Annotated in this window: 18 protein-coding genes and 1 riboswitch; of the genes, 12 read left to right on the top strand and 6 right to left on the bottom strand. The window is 52.7% G+C overall.

Annotation, left to right across the window (positions count from 1 at the left end):
* Positions 1–8: 8 nt before the first annotated feature.
* Positions 9–2,249, bottom strand: a complete 2,241-nt coding sequence (locus AC3G2T_RS05995; protein ID WP_488434858.1) for an FAD-dependent oxidoreductase — start codon at positions 2,247–2,249, stop codon at positions 9–11.
* A gap of 132 nt (positions 2,250–2,381) precedes the next feature.
* On the opposite strand from AC3G2T_RS05995, the gene AC3G2T_RS05990 reads away from it, so the two are divergent.
* A complete protein-coding gene (locus AC3G2T_RS05990; protein ID WP_488434857.1) occupies positions 2,382–3,161 on the top strand; it encodes a helix-turn-helix domain-containing protein in 780 nt (259 codons plus the stop codon).
* 923 nt (positions 3,162–4,084) lie between these two features.
* Here AC3G2T_RS05990 and ytvI read toward each other — a convergent pair.
* The 3 genes from ytvI to AC3G2T_RS05975 form a co-directional block, all read right to left on the bottom strand.
* Positions 4,085–5,197, bottom strand: coding sequence for a sporulation integral membrane protein YtvI (gene ytvI / locus AC3G2T_RS05985; protein ID WP_488434856.1), 1,113 nt, complete (start codon positions 5,195–5,197; stop codon positions 4,085–4,087).
* 25 nt (positions 5,198–5,222) lie between these two features.
* On the bottom strand, positions 5,223–5,972 hold the full coding sequence (gene map / locus AC3G2T_RS05980; protein WP_488434855.1) for a type I methionyl aminopeptidase: 750 nt from the start codon (positions 5,970–5,972) through the stop codon (positions 5,223–5,225).
* Positions 5,973–6,052: 80 nt separating this feature from the next.
* On the bottom strand, positions 6,053–6,412 hold the full coding sequence (locus AC3G2T_RS05975; protein WP_474679486.1) for a winged helix-turn-helix transcriptional regulator: 360 nt from the start codon (positions 6,410–6,412) through the stop codon (positions 6,053–6,055).
* 193 nt (positions 6,413–6,605) lie between these two features.
* On the opposite strand from AC3G2T_RS05975, the gene AC3G2T_RS05970 reads away from it, so the two are divergent.
* Positions 6,606–6,908 (top strand): iron-sulfur cluster assembly accessory protein, encoded by a 303-nt coding sequence (locus AC3G2T_RS05970; protein ID WP_474679485.1) that lies wholly within the window; start codon positions 6,606–6,608, stop codon positions 6,906–6,908.
* Positions 6,908–7,129 carry a YuzB family protein gene (locus AC3G2T_RS05965; RefSeq protein ID WP_474679484.1) on the top strand — a complete coding sequence of 74 codons (222 nt, stop codon included), beginning with the start codon at positions 6,908–6,910 and terminating at the stop codon, positions 7,127–7,129. The genes AC3G2T_RS05970 and AC3G2T_RS05965 overlap by 1 nt, the downstream gene beginning before the upstream one ends.
* 74 nt (positions 7,130–7,203) lie before the next feature.
* Here AC3G2T_RS05965 and AC3G2T_RS05960 read toward each other — a convergent pair whose 3' ends face one another.
* Positions 7,204–7,698, bottom strand: coding sequence for a glutathione peroxidase (locus AC3G2T_RS05960; RefSeq protein ID WP_488434854.1), 495 nt, complete (start codon positions 7,696–7,698; stop codon positions 7,204–7,206).
* A gap of 168 nt (positions 7,699–7,866) precedes the next feature.
* On the opposite strand from AC3G2T_RS05960, the gene AC3G2T_RS05955 reads away from it, so the two are divergent.
* The gene (locus tag AC3G2T_RS05955) at positions 7,867–9,357 is read left to right on the top strand and encodes an esterase-like activity of phytase family protein (protein ID WP_488434853.1); all 1,491 of its coding nucleotides are present in this window, start codon (positions 7,867–7,869) and stop codon (positions 9,355–9,357) included.
* 69 nt (positions 9,358–9,426) lie between these two features.
* Here AC3G2T_RS05955 and AC3G2T_RS05950 read toward each other — a convergent pair whose 3' ends face one another.
* Positions 9,427–10,338 carry a TIGR01777 family oxidoreductase gene (locus AC3G2T_RS05950; RefSeq protein ID WP_488434852.1) on the bottom strand — a complete coding sequence of 304 codons (912 nt, stop codon included), beginning with the start codon at positions 10,336–10,338 and terminating at the stop codon, positions 9,427–9,429.
* A gap of 153 nt (positions 10,339–10,491) precedes the next feature.
* Between AC3G2T_RS05950 and AC3G2T_RS05945 the strand changes: the two genes are divergently transcribed.
* From AC3G2T_RS05945 to AC3G2T_RS05910, 8 genes are all read left to right on the top strand, one after another.
* Complete coding sequence (locus AC3G2T_RS05945; RefSeq protein WP_488434851.1) at positions 10,492–11,484, top strand: glycine-rich domain-containing protein; 993 nt, start codon at positions 10,492–10,494, stop codon at positions 11,482–11,484.
* A 924-nt stretch (positions 11,485–12,408) separates the two neighbouring features.
* Positions 12,409–13,632, top strand: a complete 1,224-nt coding sequence (locus tag AC3G2T_RS05940; RefSeq protein ID WP_474679479.1) for an MDR family MFS transporter — start codon at positions 12,409–12,411, stop codon at positions 13,630–13,632.
* A gap of 122 nt (positions 13,633–13,754) precedes the next feature.
* A riboswitch (cyclic di-GMP riboswitch) is annotated at positions 13,755–13,847 on the top strand.
* A 91-nt stretch (positions 13,848–13,938) separates the two neighbouring features.
* Positions 13,939–14,244: a hypothetical protein gene (locus tag AC3G2T_RS05935; protein WP_474679478.1), complete on the top strand. Its 306-nt coding sequence runs from the start codon at positions 13,939–13,941 to the stop codon at positions 14,242–14,244.
* Between the two features lie 141 nt (positions 14,245–14,385).
* Entirely contained in the window at positions 14,386–15,300 is a 915-nt protein-coding gene (locus AC3G2T_RS05930; RefSeq protein ID WP_488434850.1) for an exopolyphosphatase, read from the top strand.
* 137 nt (positions 15,301–15,437) lie between these two features.
* Positions 15,438–15,830: an SMU1112c/YaeR family gloxylase I-like metalloprotein gene (gloA2, locus tag AC3G2T_RS05925; RefSeq protein WP_474679476.1), complete on the top strand. Its 393-nt coding sequence runs from the start codon at positions 15,438–15,440 to the stop codon at positions 15,828–15,830.
* The gene (locus AC3G2T_RS05920) at positions 15,820–15,945 is read left to right on the top strand and encodes a hypothetical protein (protein ID WP_474679475.1); all 126 of its coding nucleotides are present in this window, start codon (positions 15,820–15,822) and stop codon (positions 15,943–15,945) included. The genes gloA2 and AC3G2T_RS05920 overlap by 11 nt, the downstream gene beginning before the upstream one ends.
* A 786-nt stretch (positions 15,946–16,731) precedes the next feature.
* A complete protein-coding gene (locus AC3G2T_RS05915; RefSeq protein ID WP_474679474.1) occupies positions 16,732–17,607 on the top strand; it encodes a GyrI-like domain-containing protein in 876 nt (291 codons plus the stop codon).
* 33 nt (positions 17,608–17,640) lie between these two features.
* Entirely contained in the window at positions 17,641–18,531 is an 891-nt protein-coding gene (locus AC3G2T_RS05910; protein ID WP_474679473.1) for an alpha/beta hydrolase family protein, read from the top strand.
* The last annotated feature ends 482 nt before the right edge of the window (positions 18,532–19,013 follow it).

The raw sequence follows: 19,013 nt of genomic DNA, 5'->3' as shown, positions 1-19,013 counted from the left end.
CCGCCCGCTTAATTGTAACAGCGCACTTCTACAATTTCCGCTCGTGAAGCTCCGTTCGCTGCCTCGACGGTAACACGGATGCGGTCCGTACGGACGGCTTGGGCCAGCTTGTGGACGTGTTTGCGGGTGTAGTTGCCGCGCACTTCGGCCAAAGTGAGCCAATCGCCATGCGCAAACGCCTGCAGCGTATAATCTTTGACCAGCTCCGGAATGGCTTCAAACGGCGTCAGGTGATGATGAAGATTGATCAAATCTTCATTCACATCGTCGTTGAAGGTCAGATGGACGGTGCTGATTTCGACTTCATCCGGCCAGCTGAGCTCCAGCCATTCGGGCGATTCGGGCTGCACGGTGTCCGAGGACCACATATGCGGGCCGGCGTAAGGCCGGGTGCAGCCGTCCACGGCTTTGTCCGGTGAAAAAGCGGAAGTCGCCGAAGCCAGACGGAAACAAATCGGCTTGCGCACAAATGCCTGCATGCTCCACTCCGCTACCGGTTGAGCGTGCACGGTTTCTTTTGTTAGGCTCGGATCGCTGCCATGGAGGAAAGAAAGCACGCCGGTATGCGGGCGATCCGATACGTGTACGGACAAATCCGGATTGCTGCGTATGACGATGAAGGCGTTCCGGGCGGTTTCCGGATGCCAGGAGAGATCGGTCCGCACCCACTGCCGCGAGCCTTTCGTTACGCCGGTGCGCGACGTGGCGATAAGCGTGTGCGGGACATAGTTTTGCGCTTTGCCGGTGCTCCAAAGCTCCACAGTCAGCTCGCTGTCCCGGCCGGCATCGAGCAGCAGCTCCAGCCCGGACAGGTGCGGATCGACGGGCAGCAGCAGGCCGAGATCGGCGGTCAAATGAACCGTTGCCGCGGAGTCGGCAACTTCCAGCTTGGTTAACACGCTGGAAGCCGATGTCATGACGAGGCGCGCCAAATCCGCCTCGTCGCCGTTCTTCAGGCCGAGCACGGCGGCGTCCTGACGCAGCAGCGTCTGCTGCAGCGCCTCCAGATGGCGCTCCCGCAGCTCGCGCGGCGTGACGCCTTTCTGCACGCAGAGCGCGGCTCCCGTGCCCGCGGCTTCGCCGATAACCGCGCACGTCGCCATGACCCGCGTCGTGCCGAAGGCGACGTGCGAGGCGCTGATGTTGCGGCCGGCCATAAGCATATTGCGCACGTTGACGGAGTACAGCGAGCCGAACGGGATATGGTAGTTGCCGTCCATATGCCAGTGCTTTGAGCCGTTCTCCGCGGCATACATGCCTTGCGGCGGATGCAGATCGATGGACCATCCGCCGAAGGCGACGCGGTCGGCGAACTCCTTTTGCTCAAGCAGATCGTTCTGGTTCAATACGTAGTCCCCGACGAAACGACGATACTCCCGCTTCCCGGGTAGCGAGCCGATCCATTCAAGCGTCAGATGGCTGCTGTCGAATTTGCCGGAGTTTTTAATGTAATCCCAGATGCCGTAAATGACGGCGCTCAGCTCATCGCGAATCCGTTCGTTATCGTGCACCGTGTCGAGCTCGCCGCCCCACTCGATCCACCAGTAAGCGCAGCCGTTATCACCGCTGCGGATCATGCGTCGGATCGGGATCGACGTTTGCGTAATGTCTTTGGCAAAGGCAGGAGGCGTGTATTTGACGGGTTTTCCCGCATTTTTGGTATAAAAAAGCAGCGTACTGCCCAGCGTAATATCGTCCGGGATCAAAGGCGCCCAGTCTTCGCCGTATTCTTCTCTCGCCTCTCGTCCGATGCGGTGCCGGGCCCCGGCCAGAAAGCCGACGAGGCCGTCTCCCGTACAGTCGAGATAGATCGGGCTCTCAAAGCGGATCCGCCGCTCCGAACCCATCATCCAGCCCGTTACCGAGCGGATCGTCCGGTCATTTTCCGAGCCGTCCGCTTCGACTTCATGCACGTCGGTGTTCAGGAAAAGGGTGATGTTGGGCTCAGCCTTCACCTTCTCCAGCACGACCAAATCCCAAATATACGGATTCCCGTCCATATTGCGGTACTGGTTCTCGACGAACAGCTCACCCATAATACCGGTCTCACGGGCATACCTGTGAACGCCGTGCGCCGTTGCGCCGCACACCCATACGCGCACTTCGCTGCTGGAGTTGCCGCCAAGCACCGGACGGTTTTGCACGAGCGCCACGGTTTGGCCTAACCTGGCTGCGGCGACGGCCGCGCAGACGCCCGCCAATCCGCCGCCTACGACGGTAATGTCGCTTGCGAAAGTTTCGTTTTTCATCCTGATCGCTCCCTGCTCAAAAGGAAATATATATCTTGTATTTCATTGTAAAATACGATATGTTCATTGAACATGCAATCCGTTGCATATCGCATATACTTTATTTCATCGATATCATTGAGGGGGAGAAGGATGGTTCGGGTCCCGTCCGCGCGGTTGATATCTCATGTATACTGGCATCGGAAACGGCAGTTTATGTTGGACAAAGACCGGTACTCCTGCTGGACGATGTTTGCGGTCGAGGCAGGGCGGTTCCAATATCAAATTGGTGAGGAGAGCGGAGAAGCAGGGTTCAAAGAGCTCGTCGTCTGTCCGCCTCACGAGTGGTTTCACCGCAGGACAGCGGAGCCGCTGTCGTTTCATTTTTTGCAATTCGCCTGGATTCCGCCGTTTCTGCCGGAGGAAGAATCCGAGTGGTGCGGCAAGCTGGCCGTCCGGGATGCGGAGCGGCTGCTGTCGGATTACGAGTACTTAAGGAAGCTTCCCGATTGGGACGAGGAGAGTGCAGCGCATAAGGAGCATATGTTGAATGATTTGCTCAGGCTGGTACGGATGGAAAAGGGGAGGATCGAAGTCCCGGAGCCGGTCGCGGACCGGAAAATGGAGCTTGCCCGGAACATGTTGACCGAGCGGGCCGACGAAGCGTTCAGCATGTCGGAGATGGCTGAGCGGCTGGGGCTTTCGCCCGTGCAGCTGACGCGGCGGTTCCACAAGGCGTTCGGCCTGAATCCGTCGGAGTATGTGCAGGACGTCCGCTTGGCGAAAGCGCGCCGGCTCCTGGCGGAGACGACGCTGACGCTGGAAGAAATCGCCGGAGCTTGCGGCTACGAGAACGGCTTTTATTTCAGCCGCGTGTTCAAAAAGAAAACCGGACTCGCCCCATCGGATTACCGTCATATGCACAGAGTGTGAGCCGAAAAGCGTAGTTGCCGCCGTCAAGCGGCGCCCCACCGCACGCTGGGGAGTTGCGCCCGGTGGGCCGTTCCTTTTGCTGCGCGGTGAGGTGGGCTGCTCCTTTTGCTGTGCGCACGACGGGCCACGCCTGCAGCGTACCACTTCTTTAGCTGCACCGTACGGCGGGCCACTTCTTTAGCTGCGCCGCCCGACGCTCCACTTCTTTTACTTCGCCGCCCGGCGGGGTATTAGGGGGCTTGGCAGGGCGGTCTGTGGAGAAAGTCTGTGAAAGTGCAGCCATAATGAACTTGAGCAATTTTGTAGCGGTGAAAAGCCTGCACAATTCAGGCTGTTGAAAAGCCTCCACGTTAGGGGGGATAGCCTGGCCGCACGAAGAAAACCTGCAAAAATACATGAATTTGCGCCCTTGATCGCTGGGCACGAACAATTCCTGCAAAAGTACAGGCTTTTCACCGAACAGATGGACTCCGACTCGCTTTCAGCGAATATTCCTGCACTTTTGCAGGTTTTTCGCCAAAATCAGCCGATTTCACAGGGAAAACCTGCACTTTTGCAGGTTTTCTCTCTACCAAGCTGCCTCTCTGCCCAGTTGTGCAGTTCCACGACCTATACCGGGAGGGGCGCGCATTAGCCACTGGTTCCCCCAACCCTCACAGAGTATCGCTACTTTCTCGGGCAGCCTGCACAATCTCCAATTGCAGGAAGGGTTCGTGGCAGGGGGCTAAACAGTCAGCGAGCCCCGAAGCTGCATGTTTGCAGGCTTTCTCAGCGCAGTGCAGAAGCCTCGGCAGATTGTTCATCCAGCTCTAACGCATACGTTTCCGACAAAGCAGTTTGTGCAGGCGGTCTCCGCCGCGGCATGGCAATAGCCGCCCTTTTAACCCCTTGCATGGGGAAAAGGGCGGCTATCATTTTCGCGTTTAAGATCCGCCATAGGGGCTGCGGTTGTCCGAATATTCGTCCTGCGGCTTGCTGATCCATTGTTGCAAATATCCCTGGTCGTACAGCGCCTTGATCAAAATGATCAGCACCGGGGACATGATGACGCCGGCGACGCCGAACAGGGACAGCGAGACGATCATGAAAGCGAGTGTCGTAAAAGCCGATACGCCGAGCGATTCGCCCGTAATTTTGGGCTCCATAAACTGCCTGACGAGGATTACAACCACAAGTACGATGGTCAGCCAAATGGCCAAAGTCGTATTGCCGACGATAAACAGGTAAATGATCCAAGGAATGAACAAGGTCGAAACGCCGAGCAGCGGCAGCACATCGAAAATCGCCGACAGCAGCGCAACGGAGAACGCGTTGTTGACGTTCAAAACGAGCAGCGCGGCAAAAATGACGACAAACGTCAGCGAAATCAGCTTCAACTGCGCCTTGATGTAGGAAACGATGCCTTTGATCACGTTTTCTTTAAGAAAGTAGTAGGCCGTTTTAAACGTCCGAGGGGTTTTGTCGCTCGCAAACTTGTTCCACGATTCGATCTCGATGCTCAAGAAGTACGCCAGAATGATGCCGACGATAAAATTAAACATGAACGTGGAAAACGACGTCAGCGAGTTGACGAGCCCCGATAAAAAGCTGACCAGCAGCTTGGACGCTTTTTCCGCGAATTGAGCGGCGTAGCTTTGCGCTTTCGCTACGACGTCGTCGGGCAGGTTCCGTATCGAGCCTTGCAGCTGGCTGACTTTTTCCACGATCTGCGTTTGGAACACGGCTTTGTATGTATCGATTTTTTCCGCCAGACTCATGATCTGGTTCGTGAAAATCAGGGCCGCACCTGCAAGTGCGCCTAAAATAATAAGCACGAACACCAGGGTGGAAATCGCGGAAGCGATGGACTTCGGCATCCCTTTGCGGTGCAGAAAGCGAGCCAGAGGCTCGATTATCGCATAGATAATCAGAGCCAGAAAAATAGGCGTCGCGATGCGGTACAAATAGCTGAAAAGAAGCATGAACAAATAGACGGTAAGCACGATGAGCGCTATATCAAAAGCCGTCCTCCAATATTTCCTGTAAAAAGAAATCACCTGGGTTCCTCCGTAACCAAAGCTGCTATGATTGGTCGGTCAAAATGATCGGTCCGCTGCTTGTGATCGCTATCGTATGCTCGTATTGGGCCGAGAGGCTGCCGTCGACGGTACGGGCTGTCCATCCGTCCAGATCTATTTTGGTAAAGTATTTGCCTACATTGAGCATCGGCTCGATCGTGAACACCATGCCTTCTTTAATGCGCGGGCCTTTGCCGGCCGGGCCGTAGTGCGGCACTTGCGGCTCTTCATGCATCTCGGAACCGATGCCGTGTCCGATGAAGTCCCTGACGACAGAAAAACCTTGGGATTCGGCGTACACCTGAATCGCATGCGATACATCGCCGATCCGGTTGCCCGGGACCGCTTTTTCAATGCCTTTGTACAGCGATTCCTTGGTCACTTCCAGCAGCTTTTCCGCTTCGGGGGAGATGCTGCCGACCGCGTACGACCAGGCCGAGTCCGCCAGCCAGCCGTCCAAATTGACGACCATATCGATCGTGACGATGTCGCCGTTCTTCAACGGCTCTTTGCCCGGAAAGCCGTGGCAAATGACATCGTTTACGGAAGCGCAGGTGGCGTAGGGGTAGCCGCGGTATCCTTTTTGCTCGGGAGTCGCGCCGTGTCCGGCAAGGAAGCCTTCGACGAATTGGTCGATCTCCCATGAGGTGATGCCCGGGCGGATCATCTTGGCAATTTCTTTATGGCAGTCCGCGAGAATGCGCCCGGCCTTGCCCATTTTTTCAATCTGTTCTTTTGACTTGATTATGATCATCCAGTAAACACTCCTCAGTTGTAGTAAGCAGCCATGCAGAAATTGGCTCTCTTAAACGAAGCTTTGTCCTTAATGGACCATTATGTCCATTTTGCCGACCATAACTTCATTTCTTTCAATATTTGATGCAAATCCTGGCCTTTAGGTGTCAACGTGTATTCGACGGTTACGGGAACTGTCGGATAAGCGGTCCGCTCCAATACGCCGTGATCCTCCAGATGCCGCAGCGTATCGGTGAGCGATTTGGGGCTGATGCCGGCGATTTGGCGCTGCAGTTCTCCGAAGCGGCGTGTCCCGCAGAACAACTCGCGAAGTACGAGGAAGGCCCATTTTCCTCCGATCACTTCCAGCGTTCTTTCTATTGAGCAGTCAATCACCTTCGGTTCTTTGGGGATGTAGTTGCTGAGCGGAGCGACTTTCTCATTCTCTAGCGTAGACATGGGAACGCATCCTTTCCGGTTCAATACTAACGTTAAGGTAAGTAAGTTTCCAAGTTGAATTTAGTGGAGAATCGATTTACTACTAACCATTTTATAGAGCTGGGGCGAAATTGGCAATACGAAACCAAAGTTGATTTCGTCCCTCTGATTATTTACAATAAGATTAAAATTTGTTTCAGGAGATGTGTACAAGATGAAAGTCAAAATTTCACGCAACGCTGCCAAAGTACTTCAGATGGAACTGGACAAAGAAGAAAACAAAGGATTGACCGTACGCGTTCAAGTGACTCACAAGCATGGCGATCATGCGCACTATGGACTCGGACTGGACGATAAATCGGAGAACGATGTCGTAGTTACAACCGATAAAGGGATTGATGTCCTGCTTGACAAAAACGAGCCGCTTCTTGACGGCATCCGCATCGATTATTTTTATACGCCTGAAGAAGGGTTCATGATTACGAACCCGAGCAAAGGGAACCACGGAGATCACTAATGCCTAATGACATACGCATTTGTGACAAATGCAAACATATGAAAGTAAAGACCGCCGTGTCGAAGCTGAACCGCATCGCGCCGGACGACGACGTCAAGGTGGGCTGTAAATCTTATTGCGGTCCCTGCTCTCGTTTTGCTTTTATTTTTATTAACGGGCGTTACATAACCGGGGCGACGGAAGACGAAGCTATCGAAAAGGCGAAGAAGTATGTAAAATAACGCCCGGTTTAATAGAAAAAGCATCCCTTCACAGTGTGAGAGGATGCTTTTTTGCTTTCGTTTGCGGGCTTGCTTCAGGCGTGTACGGCGGACTGTTCCAAAAGCTTGCGGATTTGATCGTCGATTTTCCGCGGAGCCGTCGTGGGAGAGAACCGTCTGATTACCTGTCCCTGCCGGTCGACGAGAAATTTCGTGAAGTTCCACTTGATGCCGGAACCGAACAATCCGGACGCCGATTGCTTCAAATGGCGGTAGAGCGGGTGTGTGTCCGGGCCGTTCACATCGATTTTGGAGAACAGAGGGAAGTTGACGCCAAAATTTAGTTGGCACGCCTGCTCAACCTGCGCGTCGTCGCCGGGCTCTTGCTCTTTAAATTGGTTGCAAGGAAAGCCGAGCACGGCAAAGCCCTGATCTTTATATGTGTCATAAAGCTCCTGAAGTCCGGCAAACTGCGGGGCAAACCCGCATTTGGTCGCCGTGTTGACGATCAGCAGCACTTGGCCGCGATAGTCGGCAAGCGGCTTTTCCTCGCCGCGGATCGTCCGGGCGCTATAATCGTAAACGCTCATGAAAATCACCTTCTTTTAAATTTTTGACAATTTAATTGTACACAATTATTAATCGAATGGGAAGTGGCAATTTTCATTTACAATTTCTTTGCATTTCGTTAACACAGCGTAAATAAATGCAAAGTATGCTTCTGTAAGATAGTGGAATTACACTTTGGAGGGGATCAAATGAAAAAGATCAATGGAAAAAAACAATTGCTGGTCGTGCTGGGAGCGGCATTAGTCGTATCCGGCGCACAAGTCGTTTCTGCAGGACAAGCTGCATTGGAAGCGATTGCAGTGAAATTCCCGATTGTGTCCGGGGGAAAAGAACTGAAGCTTGACAAAGATCCGGTTGTCATCGACGGAAGCACCTATGTGCCGCTTCGCACCATCGGTGAAGCGCTCGGCAAGCAAATCGACTGGAACGATTGGAACCAGAGCGTGACGTTGAAAGAAATTCCGAAGTTGGGTGACAAGTTTGAATGGAAGAATGCGCCTTCTCTCGGCAAAGGCATTCAAGAAGGCGGATTCTCCGGGCTTATTCATTTGCCGAAAGACCCCGCAGACACTTTCTACACGATAGCGGACCGCGGGCCTAACGGAGAAGTTGGCAAGGACAAGCTGCGCACGTTCCCGATCGATACTTACAACCCGCGCATTTACAAGTTTAAAGTGGCGGGCGGCAGCATCGAAATTTTGGAAACGATCAAGCTGCAGCTTCCCGACGGCAAAAAGGACAAAGTGACGAACAGTTCTTATATTACAGGGCTTCCGAATCTGGAAGGACCGGACGAGGTTCCTTATGACGAGAAAGGAGCAACCAAGCTTTCCTATGATCCGGACGGTCTGGATCTGGAAGGAATTGCTTACAATCCGGCAGACGACACGTTCTGGTTGTCGGAAGAGTACCGTCCGTCCATCTTGCAGGTCAAGCGGGACGGCACAATTTTGGGCCGCTACGTGCCGAAAGGGATGAAGGAGAAGCTGGTTGCTGCCGGTGCGCAGACAGCGATCTATGATATTTTGCCCGAAGTATACGGCAAGAGAATCTCGAATCGCGGTTTCGAAGGCGTTACGATTTCGCCTGACGGCAGATCGCTCTATACGTCGATTCAAAGTCCGATGGCGAACCCGGACAAAAAGACCGGCGAGGCTTCCCGCAACCTGCGCATTTTGAAGCTGGATCTGGCTTCCAAGCAGGTAACCGGAGAGTACGTCTATGTGGCCGAGCAGGCCGGGATGTTCACGAACGTGAAGCAAAAAGATGTGGTGATCAGCGATCTTTCCGCTTTGTCCGAAAATGTTCTGCTTGTCGACGAGCGCGACAAAAACTCCGGAGCGGAAGTGCAGTTGAAGCGCATCTATAAATCGGATTTCTCCAAAGCGACGAATTTGCTCGGTACGGATGAGAGCAAAAATCTGGAGAGCTTGAGCGTACAGCAATTGAAGGATAAGGGCATTCAGCCGGTCGGCAAAGAGCTTGTCGTCGACATCGCCAAGCTCGGCTATCCGTACGAAAAAATCGAAGGTTTAACGGTCGTTGATGCCAATACGATCGCCATCGTCAACGATAACGACTTTGGCATCAGCTACGATGATAAGGGCAGCCTGACGATGACAGGTGTGCCGACACAGCTGCAGCTTATTAAAGTATCGGACAACTTGCTGGCAAAATAATAACGTAAAGCAGGCAGCCGGGCATCGCCGGGCTGCCTGTTTTTTGCATGAAGCCGGCTGCCGATGGAATCAACCCCGCCCGGCAACGTCTGCCAGCGCCTCGTCGATCGTCGGATAAGTGAAGACGAATCCGTGTTCAAGCAGCGCCCGCGGCAGCACCTTCTGCCCTTTCAGCAAAAGCTCCGACAGTTCGCCGAATAGCAGCTTTAAAGCGAAAGCGGGCAGAGGAACAAAGTTCGGCCGGTGCATCGACCGCGCCAGTACGCGTCCGAATTGTTCGTTCGTCACCGGATTCGGAGCCGTAGCATTGACAGGGCCGCTGATCTCCTCGTGCCGGATGCAGAAGTCGATCAGCCTGATCATATCTTCGATATGAATCCAGGATATCCACTGCCTGCCGCTTCCGATTTTGCCGCCCACGCCGAACTTGTAGGGGAGCGCCATTGGCGGCAAAGCGCCTTCTTTGCGGTCCAGGACGAGCCCTACCCGGATTTTCACGAGCCGCATTCCTTGAATTTGATCCGCCGCCCCTTCCCATTGCTCCACGACGTTCGAGAGATAATCGACAAGACGATGCGGGCTCCGCTCGTCGTAAGTATCGCTTTCGGATGTGCCGTAGATGGCTACGCTGGAAGCGTTGACGACGACCTTGGGCTTCACGCTCATGCTTGCGACCCAGTCGGCGACTTGCGCCGCCGCCTTCAGCCGCGACTCGACAATCGTGTGCTTGGCCGCGGCGGTCCAGCGCTGGTTGATCGAAGCGCCGGCGAGGTTGACGATGGCGTCGAAGCCGCCCAAATCGCCCGGCCGGCTCCGCAGCTGCTCCCAGGTAACTGTTTGAACCTGCTGCCCGGAAGCAGGGGAATCCGCATGAGAACCCGCAGAACGGGATATGTTGAGCACTTCGTGGCCTTGCTGCTGCCAATAACGAATCAAGCGGCCTCCGATAAAACCGGTTCCGCCGGTAACGGCTATTTTCATACGATTCCTCCCTCAAGTTTGCTGCGGAAGAGCCTATGCAGCAGGCTGTTTCTTATATTATAGGCAACCTATGAATCGTTTTCCAATTGATATTGTCGGCGTTGTTATCCAGCTAACAATTATGTGTTATATTGGTAACAGGGAGGGATGCCAGTGTTTCGATTTTTATTTGGAAAATCCGGAAAAAAAGCGCCGTCGTACAAACGCAGCCGGCCCGCCAAAAAGCGCTTCGACGCTTCGGAGCTGCCTCAGCAATTAGGACTATTAAGCGGCGTTCCCTTGCAGAACGCGGTAAGAAGGCTGGAGAGCTCGCTTACGTTCGATTTTACGGAACGGATCAAATATCGGGTACAATCCGAATATCCGCAAATGAGCGATGATGAATTTGCCTGCAAATGGTTTGAGTTGAAACGATTTTTTTTGATGAATTTAATTTTGCAGCGAACGCCGATGTTCAGCAGTGAAATTGATGACATATGGCACGAAATGCTGATGTTTACAAGAGAGTACCAACGGTTCGGCGAGCAGTTCGCCGGCGGGGTCATCCATCATTCCCCCGAGCGGGAGCCGAGGGAAATGCCGGGAGAACGAGCCTGGTTCGACTGGGTGTACGCGCATTTGTTCGAATTTGCTCCGAGCAGTGCGGCATGCTGGAACGGCTTTTTCCGGTATCCGCTGGACCGGGAACGGACGGACCTGCTGCGTTCCCGCAGCGAGGAAGAGATCGCTGCGCTTTGGTTCGATACCGGCAAAGCGGAACAGGACCCGGAAATCGCGGACGCGATCCGCTTCCTGGTCAAGCAGGCTGTCGCCGAGGCGGAACGCTCCGCCGACAGCCGTTCCTTCGAAGATACGGGCTGGTCCCGATCTTCGGCGGTTTCAGGCAGCATGCTGCATGTCGCGGCGGCGATGGTTTTTTTCTCCATAGCCGATGCGGCGAATTACAGCAGCGGCATGAACGCCGTGCTGCCCGCGGAAGAGGAGTCCGCCCGCCGGCAAAGCAACTGCTCGGCCTCCGGCTGCGGCGGTTCGACAAGCTGCTCCAGTGATAGCGGCAGCGGCTCAAGCGGCTGCAGCTCCAGCAGCTGCAGTTCATCCGGCTGTTCGTCGGGCTCCAGCTGCGGTTCAGGCTGCGGTTCGAGTTGAAGCCGGTATTGGCCGGGACTGTCCGGTGACGACAAAGCCTCTCGCGAAGCTGGAGAGACTGCCGTAAAACTAGCCTGATTAGGCAGTGCATCCGACAGCCGACGCGGAGAAAATGTGCAAAAGTCAGGCTGATGAGAAAAACGTACATTGGAGAGGCGCATCCCTATTAGCGCGTAGAAAACGTGAACGCGTGGAAACCTGCAATAGTCGGATTGTCGATAAAGTGATGGGTTAGGGGGAACCGAGGGGAGCATGTGGTCGACCGACCGCCGACATGCAGCGCAACACCTCGCGCTGGGAGCTGCGCGAGGTGCGACAGCCGCTCTTCCCCAACCCACGCCTCTTCTGCAAGGGGGAGCGCTACTGAATCGGGGGAGGCGGCTTGCCAGGGAGAAAACCTGCGAAAGTGCAGGTTTTTTCTATACAACGGGTTCATTTTGGCGAAAAGCCTGCGATTGTGCAGGTATTTTCGACGGAAATGAATCTGAGCCCATGTTCACGGCGAAAAGCCTGCACATTTGCAGGAATATTTCGCGGTCAGCGTATCAACCGGGCAAAAGATGTACTTTTGCAGGTTTTCTTCGCGCACCCGGGCGAGATTATGCGACGGACTCCGGTGTGCGGGTTTCTGGGCAGCCGCAGATACGCTTGCAGCGAAACATCCCTGCAAAAGCCCCTCCATGACGCTGGGCGGCGGAACCTATGAAGATGAAAATAGTGCAACGCTAGTTAGTCGGGAGTTACTTTGGTGCAACTGCATATGCGGGACCGTCCGGTTTTCGGCGGCGTAAGTACACTTTTCCTATGAAAATGGGGAAGGTTTTTTCATATAAAAGAGATGCACGATTGCTAATTTTGTGTATAATAGGATTTTAGGGTTTGTTGACCTGTGGTTAATAATTGTGAGAACAGGAGTCATCTTCCATGAATCGGCTGCGAAGTTTCTTTGCATCTTATCATCCTATTGTACATACTTTGATTCTTGGAACCGTCATGGCCCGGGCGGCTTCTTCGATGAGCCTGCCGTTTTTGGCGATATATTTGGCCAAGCATACTTCCATGAGCGAGGTGGCGATCGGCGTCGTCATCGGCATGGGTTCACTGGCGGGGACGGCGGGGGGGTTCATCGGAGGCGCGCTTTCCGACAGATTCGGGCGCAGAGTGATTATGCTTGCGGCGCTTTTGGGCTGGGCCGTCGTCTTTACGGGCTTTGCCTTCGTCAAGCTGCCGCTGCTGTTCATGCTGCTGAACATGGTCAACGGCTTATGCCGCTCCTTTTATGAGCCCGTATCGCAGGCTTTAATGGCCGACCTCACGGAACCGGACAAAAGGTTCAAAGTTTTTTCCATGCGCTACATGGCGATTAACGTCGGCGTAGCCGTGGGCCCTTTGCTGGGAGCGTATTTCGCGACGCTGGACGGTTCGCTGCCTTTTCTTCTTACGGGCATCGTATATTTTATTTACCTGGTGACTTTGTGCGTGCTGCTGTCGGTTTTCGGCATCAAGCAAATTGAAGGGGAGAAGAAAGCCCCGGTGACTTTCGCCTCGGCCTGGACCGTTATCCGCAGCGACATTTCTTTCAGATACTACACGATCGGCGGGATTATCGGAGCAATCGGCTATTCGCAGGTGATGGTGACGCTGTCCCAGTATATGCAAAAAAGCTTCGCCGACGGCGTGCAAATGTTCGCGCTGCTCATGAGCGTGAACGCGATAGCGGTGATCGCGATGCAAATTCCGCTGACTCGCTGGGCGGAAAAATACAGCCCGCTTATGGCGGTAACGGTTGGCAACGTCATGTTCGCGCTCGGAGATGTCGGCTTTGCCTTGTCGCATACGACTTTTCTTCTGGTCGTCTCCATGGTCGTTTTTACGATGGGGGAAATTTTGAACTATCCCGCCGCCAGCCTGCTAATCGATAAGCTGGCTCCCGAGCATATGAAAGGAACGTATTTCGGCGCGCAGACGTTTACGAACTTGGGCCATTTTATAGGGCCGTGGGTGGGCGGATTGCTGCTGGTTTATTACGGAGGGCACGTATTGTTCCTCGTTATGGCTGTCGTGACAATAGGCGGAAATTTGTTTTATACGCGCGGATCTCAGCGCTTTCACCGGGTCGGGAATGTGTCTAAAAAAGAACAACTTTGAAAAATGGTTCTAATTACCTAATATAATATTGTAAAATAGGTATAACAGAGTATTCGAATTCGCCAAAACATACCTTATCCTTGATAGTAGTAAAAAGCGATGATTTGACAGCTTTCGATATGGCTCGATAATGGCAAACCTGGCGAAAGCCAGCGACGCAAAGCTACAGGGGCTTCCTTGTTCGTCAGGGGACACGATGCCAGCCAGCAGCCGAAAGTCAGGGCGACGATAACAGTTCCCCCTCCTTTTCAGACGTAGGTGGGGTTTTGCTTATGAAACAATAAAACAAAGGGAGGATCCAGCAGCATGCAGCCTGAATGGATGCAAAATGAAGAAGAAGTAATTACTTCGCTGTGTGGTAACCATGTTGCCCGTCTGGTACCATCCTCGGATGGACCGAAGTTGATGATTAACCGTGAAGAATACGCGCTGAAAGAAACTTGCTGGGATATAGAAATGTTTCACGGCCGGAGCAGCAGCATTTTGATCTTTTACTGGAAGGGTGAAGTAAAGCTTTCCGTAAAATTTCCGCCGTTATCTCAAGTGGAAGCGTTCCTTTCCAGACTATTCCAATGTCTAACATTCAAAATGAGGACGGTTCAGCCTGTTTAGGCTTACCGTTCTTTTCTTTTGCCTGCGGGGCATTCTAAAGATTTGTTGGATTTGTCAAAAATCGTTGTCACTTGTTGACAGTGACGCTATAATAGATGGAAAATAAAGTAGTTCTGCAGGACTAATTGGAGGATACATAACATGAGGTTGATCACTCGTTCGGATTTTGACGGGCTTGTTTGCGCGATGCTGTTCAAAAAATTGAACATGGTAGACGAAATGAAATTCGTACATCCCAAAGATGTGCAGGACGGCCTGATCGAAGTGACGTCTAACGATATTTTGGCGAACGTTCCTTATGTGCCGGGTTGCGGCCTTTGGTTCGATCATCATTCCAGCGAGTTGGAGCGGATGGGGAAGAGGGTCGAGTTTGAGGGAGAGACACGGATCGCGCCGAGCGCGGCCAGAGTCGTATACGACTACTACGGGGGCAAAGCCGTTTTCGGCAATATCGACGATATTATGAAAGGCGTGGACAAAGCGGATTCCGCCCAGTTCAGCCAAGAGGATATTTTGAAGCCGCAGGGCTGGGATCTTCTTTCGTTCATTATGGATGCTCGCACCGGGCTCGGACGCTACCGCGATTACCGGATCAGCAACTACCAGTTGATGGAGGACCTCGTGGAGCACTGCGCAACGATGTCTGTCCATGAAATCATGGAACTGCCTGATGTGAAAGAGCGGGTTAACCGTTATTTTGAGCTGGATGCTTTATACCGCGAAATGCTCGGCAAGTACACGCGTACGGAGGGCAATGTTATCGTAACGGATCTCAGAGGCGTGGAAACGATTTATCCAGGCAACCGCTTCATGGTCTATGCGCTCTATCCGGAGCAAAATATTTCAATCTGGGTCGTCGACGGGCGCAACAAACAAAACTGCGTAATCGCCTGCGGGCACAGCATCGTCAACCGCACTTCGCAAACGAATATAGGCACGCTCATGCTCAAAAACGGCGGTGGCGGGCATCATGTGGCGGGGACGTGCCAAGTTCCTTACGAAAACGCGAACGAGGTGCTGGAGCAAATTATCGCCACGATGAGAAATGACGGTTAAGAATTAACTTGCAGCCGCAGGAAGGGGAGATCCCGGAGAGCGGCTTTTTTCAGTGATGTTATTGCGCAGGTGAATGCGCTGACGTTATGATAATAGGAGATAGGTGTAGATAAATAGAGAAAACGGAGGGATAGGACGTGAATTTGCAGCGAATTCATCATGTAGCGGTCATTTGCTCGAATTATGAAACATCGAAACGTTTTTATGTCGAGCTGCTTGGGCTCAAGATCATTCACGAATCTTATCGTGAGGAGAGAAAGTCTTACAAGCTCGATTTGCAGATCGGTGATGACGGGCAGATCGAACTGTTTTCTTTTCCCGATCCGCCGGAACGCGTCAACCGCCCGGAAGCGCGCGGACTCAGACATCTTGCATTCGCCGTAGCCGACATGGCCCAGAGCGTCGAAGAGCTTGAAAGCAAAGGCATTTCAGTAGAACCGGTCCGAATCGATCCGATTACGGGAAACAAATTCACGTTCTTTGCAGATCCGGATGGCCTGCCGTTGGAGCTCGTCGAATATGCCGAATAATCCGAATCGGGAAACGGAGCACAAATCCAAGCTGAGCTTTGCCAAAGGCTGCTTGTGGAGCGTGCTGCTGTCGGCGCTGGTGTGGGGTTTGCTGATTTGGTGGTGGCTAAAATAAAAAAAAAATCCCCGTCGATTTGCGCCAAAAGCTGCCGCATGCAGCTTCCTGGACAGGTCGTCGCGGGATTTTTTTGCGGACTCGCGGGAGCGGGCCGGAACGTGAGGCATCCCCGTGGACAAGAGGATGAAAATCGATGCATCGGAGCTAAAAAGGAAGACTCGGCTGTCAGAGTTCGAGCATCATTGGCAATGTGTGGAGAAAACCTGCAAAAGTGCATCTTTTTGCTGCTAAATACGCTGCCCACGTGTAATTCCTGCAAATCTGCAGTTTTTTCCGCCACCGTTGCGGGTTGAGCCCTCTCAGAGCGGATAATTCCTGCACATTTGCAGGTTTTTCTCCAAAACTGGCGGTTTTCGCCGAAAAAACCTGCACATTTGCAGTTTTTACAGCAGCAACCCCAGTTAACGAACGGCTGGAATGTGAACCATCGTGCACCGGTCCGGCGAGTTCTGCTCTGCGCTCATTCGGACGGCGAAAAATCGCGCAGGTGTAGAAAGAAATAAAGTTGTAGACTAAGAAAATAAAGATGTAGACCAGGAAAATAAAGTCTTAGACTAACGATGCATCATTAACCGAGGGACGGGCAGATTTGTTTAAAACCAGCGAGACTGAGCAATTTCCAGAGATCGCTCTTTTGGCGAACCGAAGAGTGTGGCTGATCAGGAAACTATCTGCGCTTGGAAAGTAATGTTAGCTGTTGAGTAAAGTGAAATTCCGCAAAAAATATCAAAACAGAGCGTTCCATCTGTCGTAAAGTGAGTATATCGATATGGAGGCATTAAAGTGAATTACAAGGATTTGGTAATCAAGGCCATTACCTATATTGAGGATCATCTGACCGATGAGAGATTAAGCACCAAGGTTATGGAGGCTGCGGGCTATTCGCCGTACCATTTTCACCGGATCTTCCTATCGGTTACGAGAAACTCCGTCTCGGAGTACATACGCAAGCGGAGATTGACACAAGCAGCATACGATTTATTTTATACCAACCAAAGGATCATAGATATTGCCATCCTGTACCGGTTCGAGTCTCAGGAATCCTTCGCCCGAGCCTTTGGGAAAATGTTCTCCATCTCGCCTGGACAATTTCGAAAGCAAAGGGACATGAAGGACACGCTGTTCCGGGCAATGGAGAAGCTTCCTTTGGATGAAGTGGGGCTACAGCATTTGAATGAGAGCGTCTCCCTCGTGCCAGCTATTGTCTGCCTGAATAAGCTGCATCTGGTCGGCATGTCGATACCGGGTGTCAATTCGGACGAAGTCGGAAAGCTATGGCGGAGCTTTAGGCAGCGTTTGTTTGAAATTGAGCGAAAGCCGGATACGGAAGACATATTTTATGCGGTCATTGAACTTACAGGTAGGCAATGGGAAGTCACGTATATCGCTTGTGTCGAGGTGGCTAGCGAGGAGAGTGTAGTTCCCTTGGGAATGGTCGCTAAGCTGCTCCCAGCTGTAACTTATGCGGTTTTTACTCATAAGGGGACATTATCGAGACTCAACGATACGTTCCAGTACATTTATGAAACCTGGTTACCCCATTCAGGCAGCGTTCGTACGAATTACCCGGAGTTTGTGCGTTACGACCATCGATATCTAGGACCGATGAACGAGGATTCGGTATTAGACATCTATATTCCCGTAGGCTCGCCATATTAGGAGTATGTAGCTCAAGGAGAGGAAGAAATCAAGATGAACAAAATAGAAGACATTGTTGAAGGATATGCAGGTTGCTGTGAGGTACAAATTACCGACAACGCATTGAAGGTGACCGTTCCCATGATCGTGATGTATCCGACAGATGCACCGGAACAGACTGATAGGTTAGGGCCGTACTCGTTGGAGGTGGCCAGAGACGCAGCGCCGCTGGAGGGAAAGTTTAGACTAGTCCTCATTTCACACGGTACAGGCGGTTCACCGCTTGTGTACCGGTCGCTCGCTCGGCATTTGGCGCGCAGCGGCTTTATCGTCGGCCTTCTCGAACATCCATTTAATAACCGCAATGATAATAGTTTGGAAGGTACTGTCCAAAACCTCACCTATCGCCCCCGGCACCTTCGCATGGCAGCCGACTGGTTTTTTGAAGATGAGAGGTTTAAGGGTCTTCTACAGCCGGGAGGCTATTCGGTCATCGGGCATTCCATGGGGGGCTACACCGCGCTTGCAGCAGCTGGCGGTATCCCGACCTCCTTCCCTACTGAGAGCCCGGATGGGAAGCCGCAGCAGATCGATATCCCTCATGATTCACGCATCCGGTCCCTGATTTTGCTAGCCCCGGCGTCCGTTTGGTTCCGTAATGAGGGAGCATTAAACAACGTTCGGCTCCCCATTCTCATGTTGGATGCCGAGCGAGACCCTTACGCACTTCCTTTTCACGCGCAGATCATCATGAATGGTGTTGCTGAACCGCAAATGATTCGCTATCGGACGGTGGAGAATGCCGGACATTATTCCTTCCTGACTCCTTTCCCAGCTGAGATGATTTCACCAGCCTTTCCCCCCTCGCAAGACCCTCCCGGCTTTGATCGCGTGCAATTTCACGAAACGCTGAAGGCTGAAGTAGTAGAGTTTCTGTTGACTTAACATTAGGAACAATCACTTTCCGTCGAAATCAAATGTTAACTGAGAGTTCGATTAACTAATCGTTACGCAAACTGGGGAATGTTAGTTCAATATCAGGCTGAAACAGCAGCGGCAGTCTAAGACTTTATTTTCACGTCTTAGTCCGCCGCTGCTTACTTTATTGGAACAGTCTAAAACTTATTTTGCGAAGGCTGCCAAATTAATAATTGAAAAACCACATTAGATCAACAACTCCAGTCTAGAACTTTATTTTCAACGAACAGCAGGAGCTGCATTTCGGCTGAGAAAAGCCTGCGCACGCTGCCGGCAAGCCAGCGGCCCGATTGTGCTTGCGGTGCAGCAGCACGGGTGCGGATTGCCGGGAAAGCGAAGCTGGGCATATCCGCTGGAAAGACGCCCCATCGCCGCAGACTTGGTGGTCGGCCGACCGCCGTCATGCAGCGCAAATCTGAGCGCTAGGAACTGCGTGCGCGGTTGCGCTT

Source organism: Paenibacillus sp. sgz302191 (genome assembly GCF_057749925.1).
This window is presented reverse-complemented; position numbering and strand designations above follow the sequence as displayed.

Bases quoted from the DNA above. Each gene is read 5' to 3' on its own strand.
- AC3G2T_RS05940 (WP_474679479.1), top strand. From the start codon at position 12,409: ATGAATCGGCTGCGAAGTTTCTTTGCATCTTATCATCCTATTGTACAT.
- AC3G2T_RS05975 (WP_474679486.1), bottom strand. From the start codon at position 6,412: ATGTCTACGCTAGAGAATGAGAAAGTCGCTCCGCTCAGCAACTACATC.
- AC3G2T_RS05910 (WP_474679473.1), top strand. From the start codon at position 17,641: ATGAACAAAATAGAAGACATTGTTGAAGGATATGCAGGTTGCTGTGAG.
- AC3G2T_RS05970 (WP_474679485.1), top strand. From the start codon at position 6,606: ATGAAAGTCAAAATTTCACGCAACGCTGCCAAAGTACTTCAGATGGAA.
- AC3G2T_RS05955 (WP_488434853.1), top strand. From the start codon at position 7,867: ATGAAAAAGATCAATGGAAAAAAACAATTGCTGGTCGTGCTGGGAGCG.
- AC3G2T_RS05990 (WP_488434857.1), top strand. From the start codon at position 2,382: ATGGTTCGGGTCCCGTCCGCGCGGTTGATATCTCATGTATACTGGCAT.
- AC3G2T_RS05960 (WP_488434854.1), bottom strand. From the start codon at position 7,698: ATGAGCGTTTACGATTATAGCGCCCGGACGATCCGCGGCGAGGAAAAG.
- AC3G2T_RS05935 (WP_474679478.1), top strand. From the start codon at position 13,939: ATGCAGCCTGAATGGATGCAAAATGAAGAAGAAGTAATTACTTCGCTG.
- AC3G2T_RS05920 (WP_474679475.1), top strand. From the start codon at position 15,820: ATGCCGAATAATCCGAATCGGGAAACGGAGCACAAATCCAAGCTGAGC.
- AC3G2T_RS05950 (WP_488434852.1), bottom strand. From the start codon at position 10,338: ATGAAAATAGCCGTTACCGGCGGAACCGGTTTTATCGGAGGCCGCTTG.
- AC3G2T_RS05965 (WP_474679484.1), top strand. From the start codon at position 6,908: ATGCCTAATGACATACGCATTTGTGACAAATGCAAACATATGAAAGTA.
- AC3G2T_RS05995 (WP_488434858.1), bottom strand. From the start codon at position 2,249: ATGAAAAACGAAACTTTCGCAAGCGACATTACCGTCGTAGGCGGCGGA.
- AC3G2T_RS05930 (WP_488434850.1), top strand. From the start codon at position 14,386: ATGAGGTTGATCACTCGTTCGGATTTTGACGGGCTTGTTTGCGCGATG.
- map (WP_488434855.1), bottom strand. From the start codon at position 5,972: ATGATCATAATCAAGTCAAAAGAACAGATTGAAAAAATGGGCAAGGCC.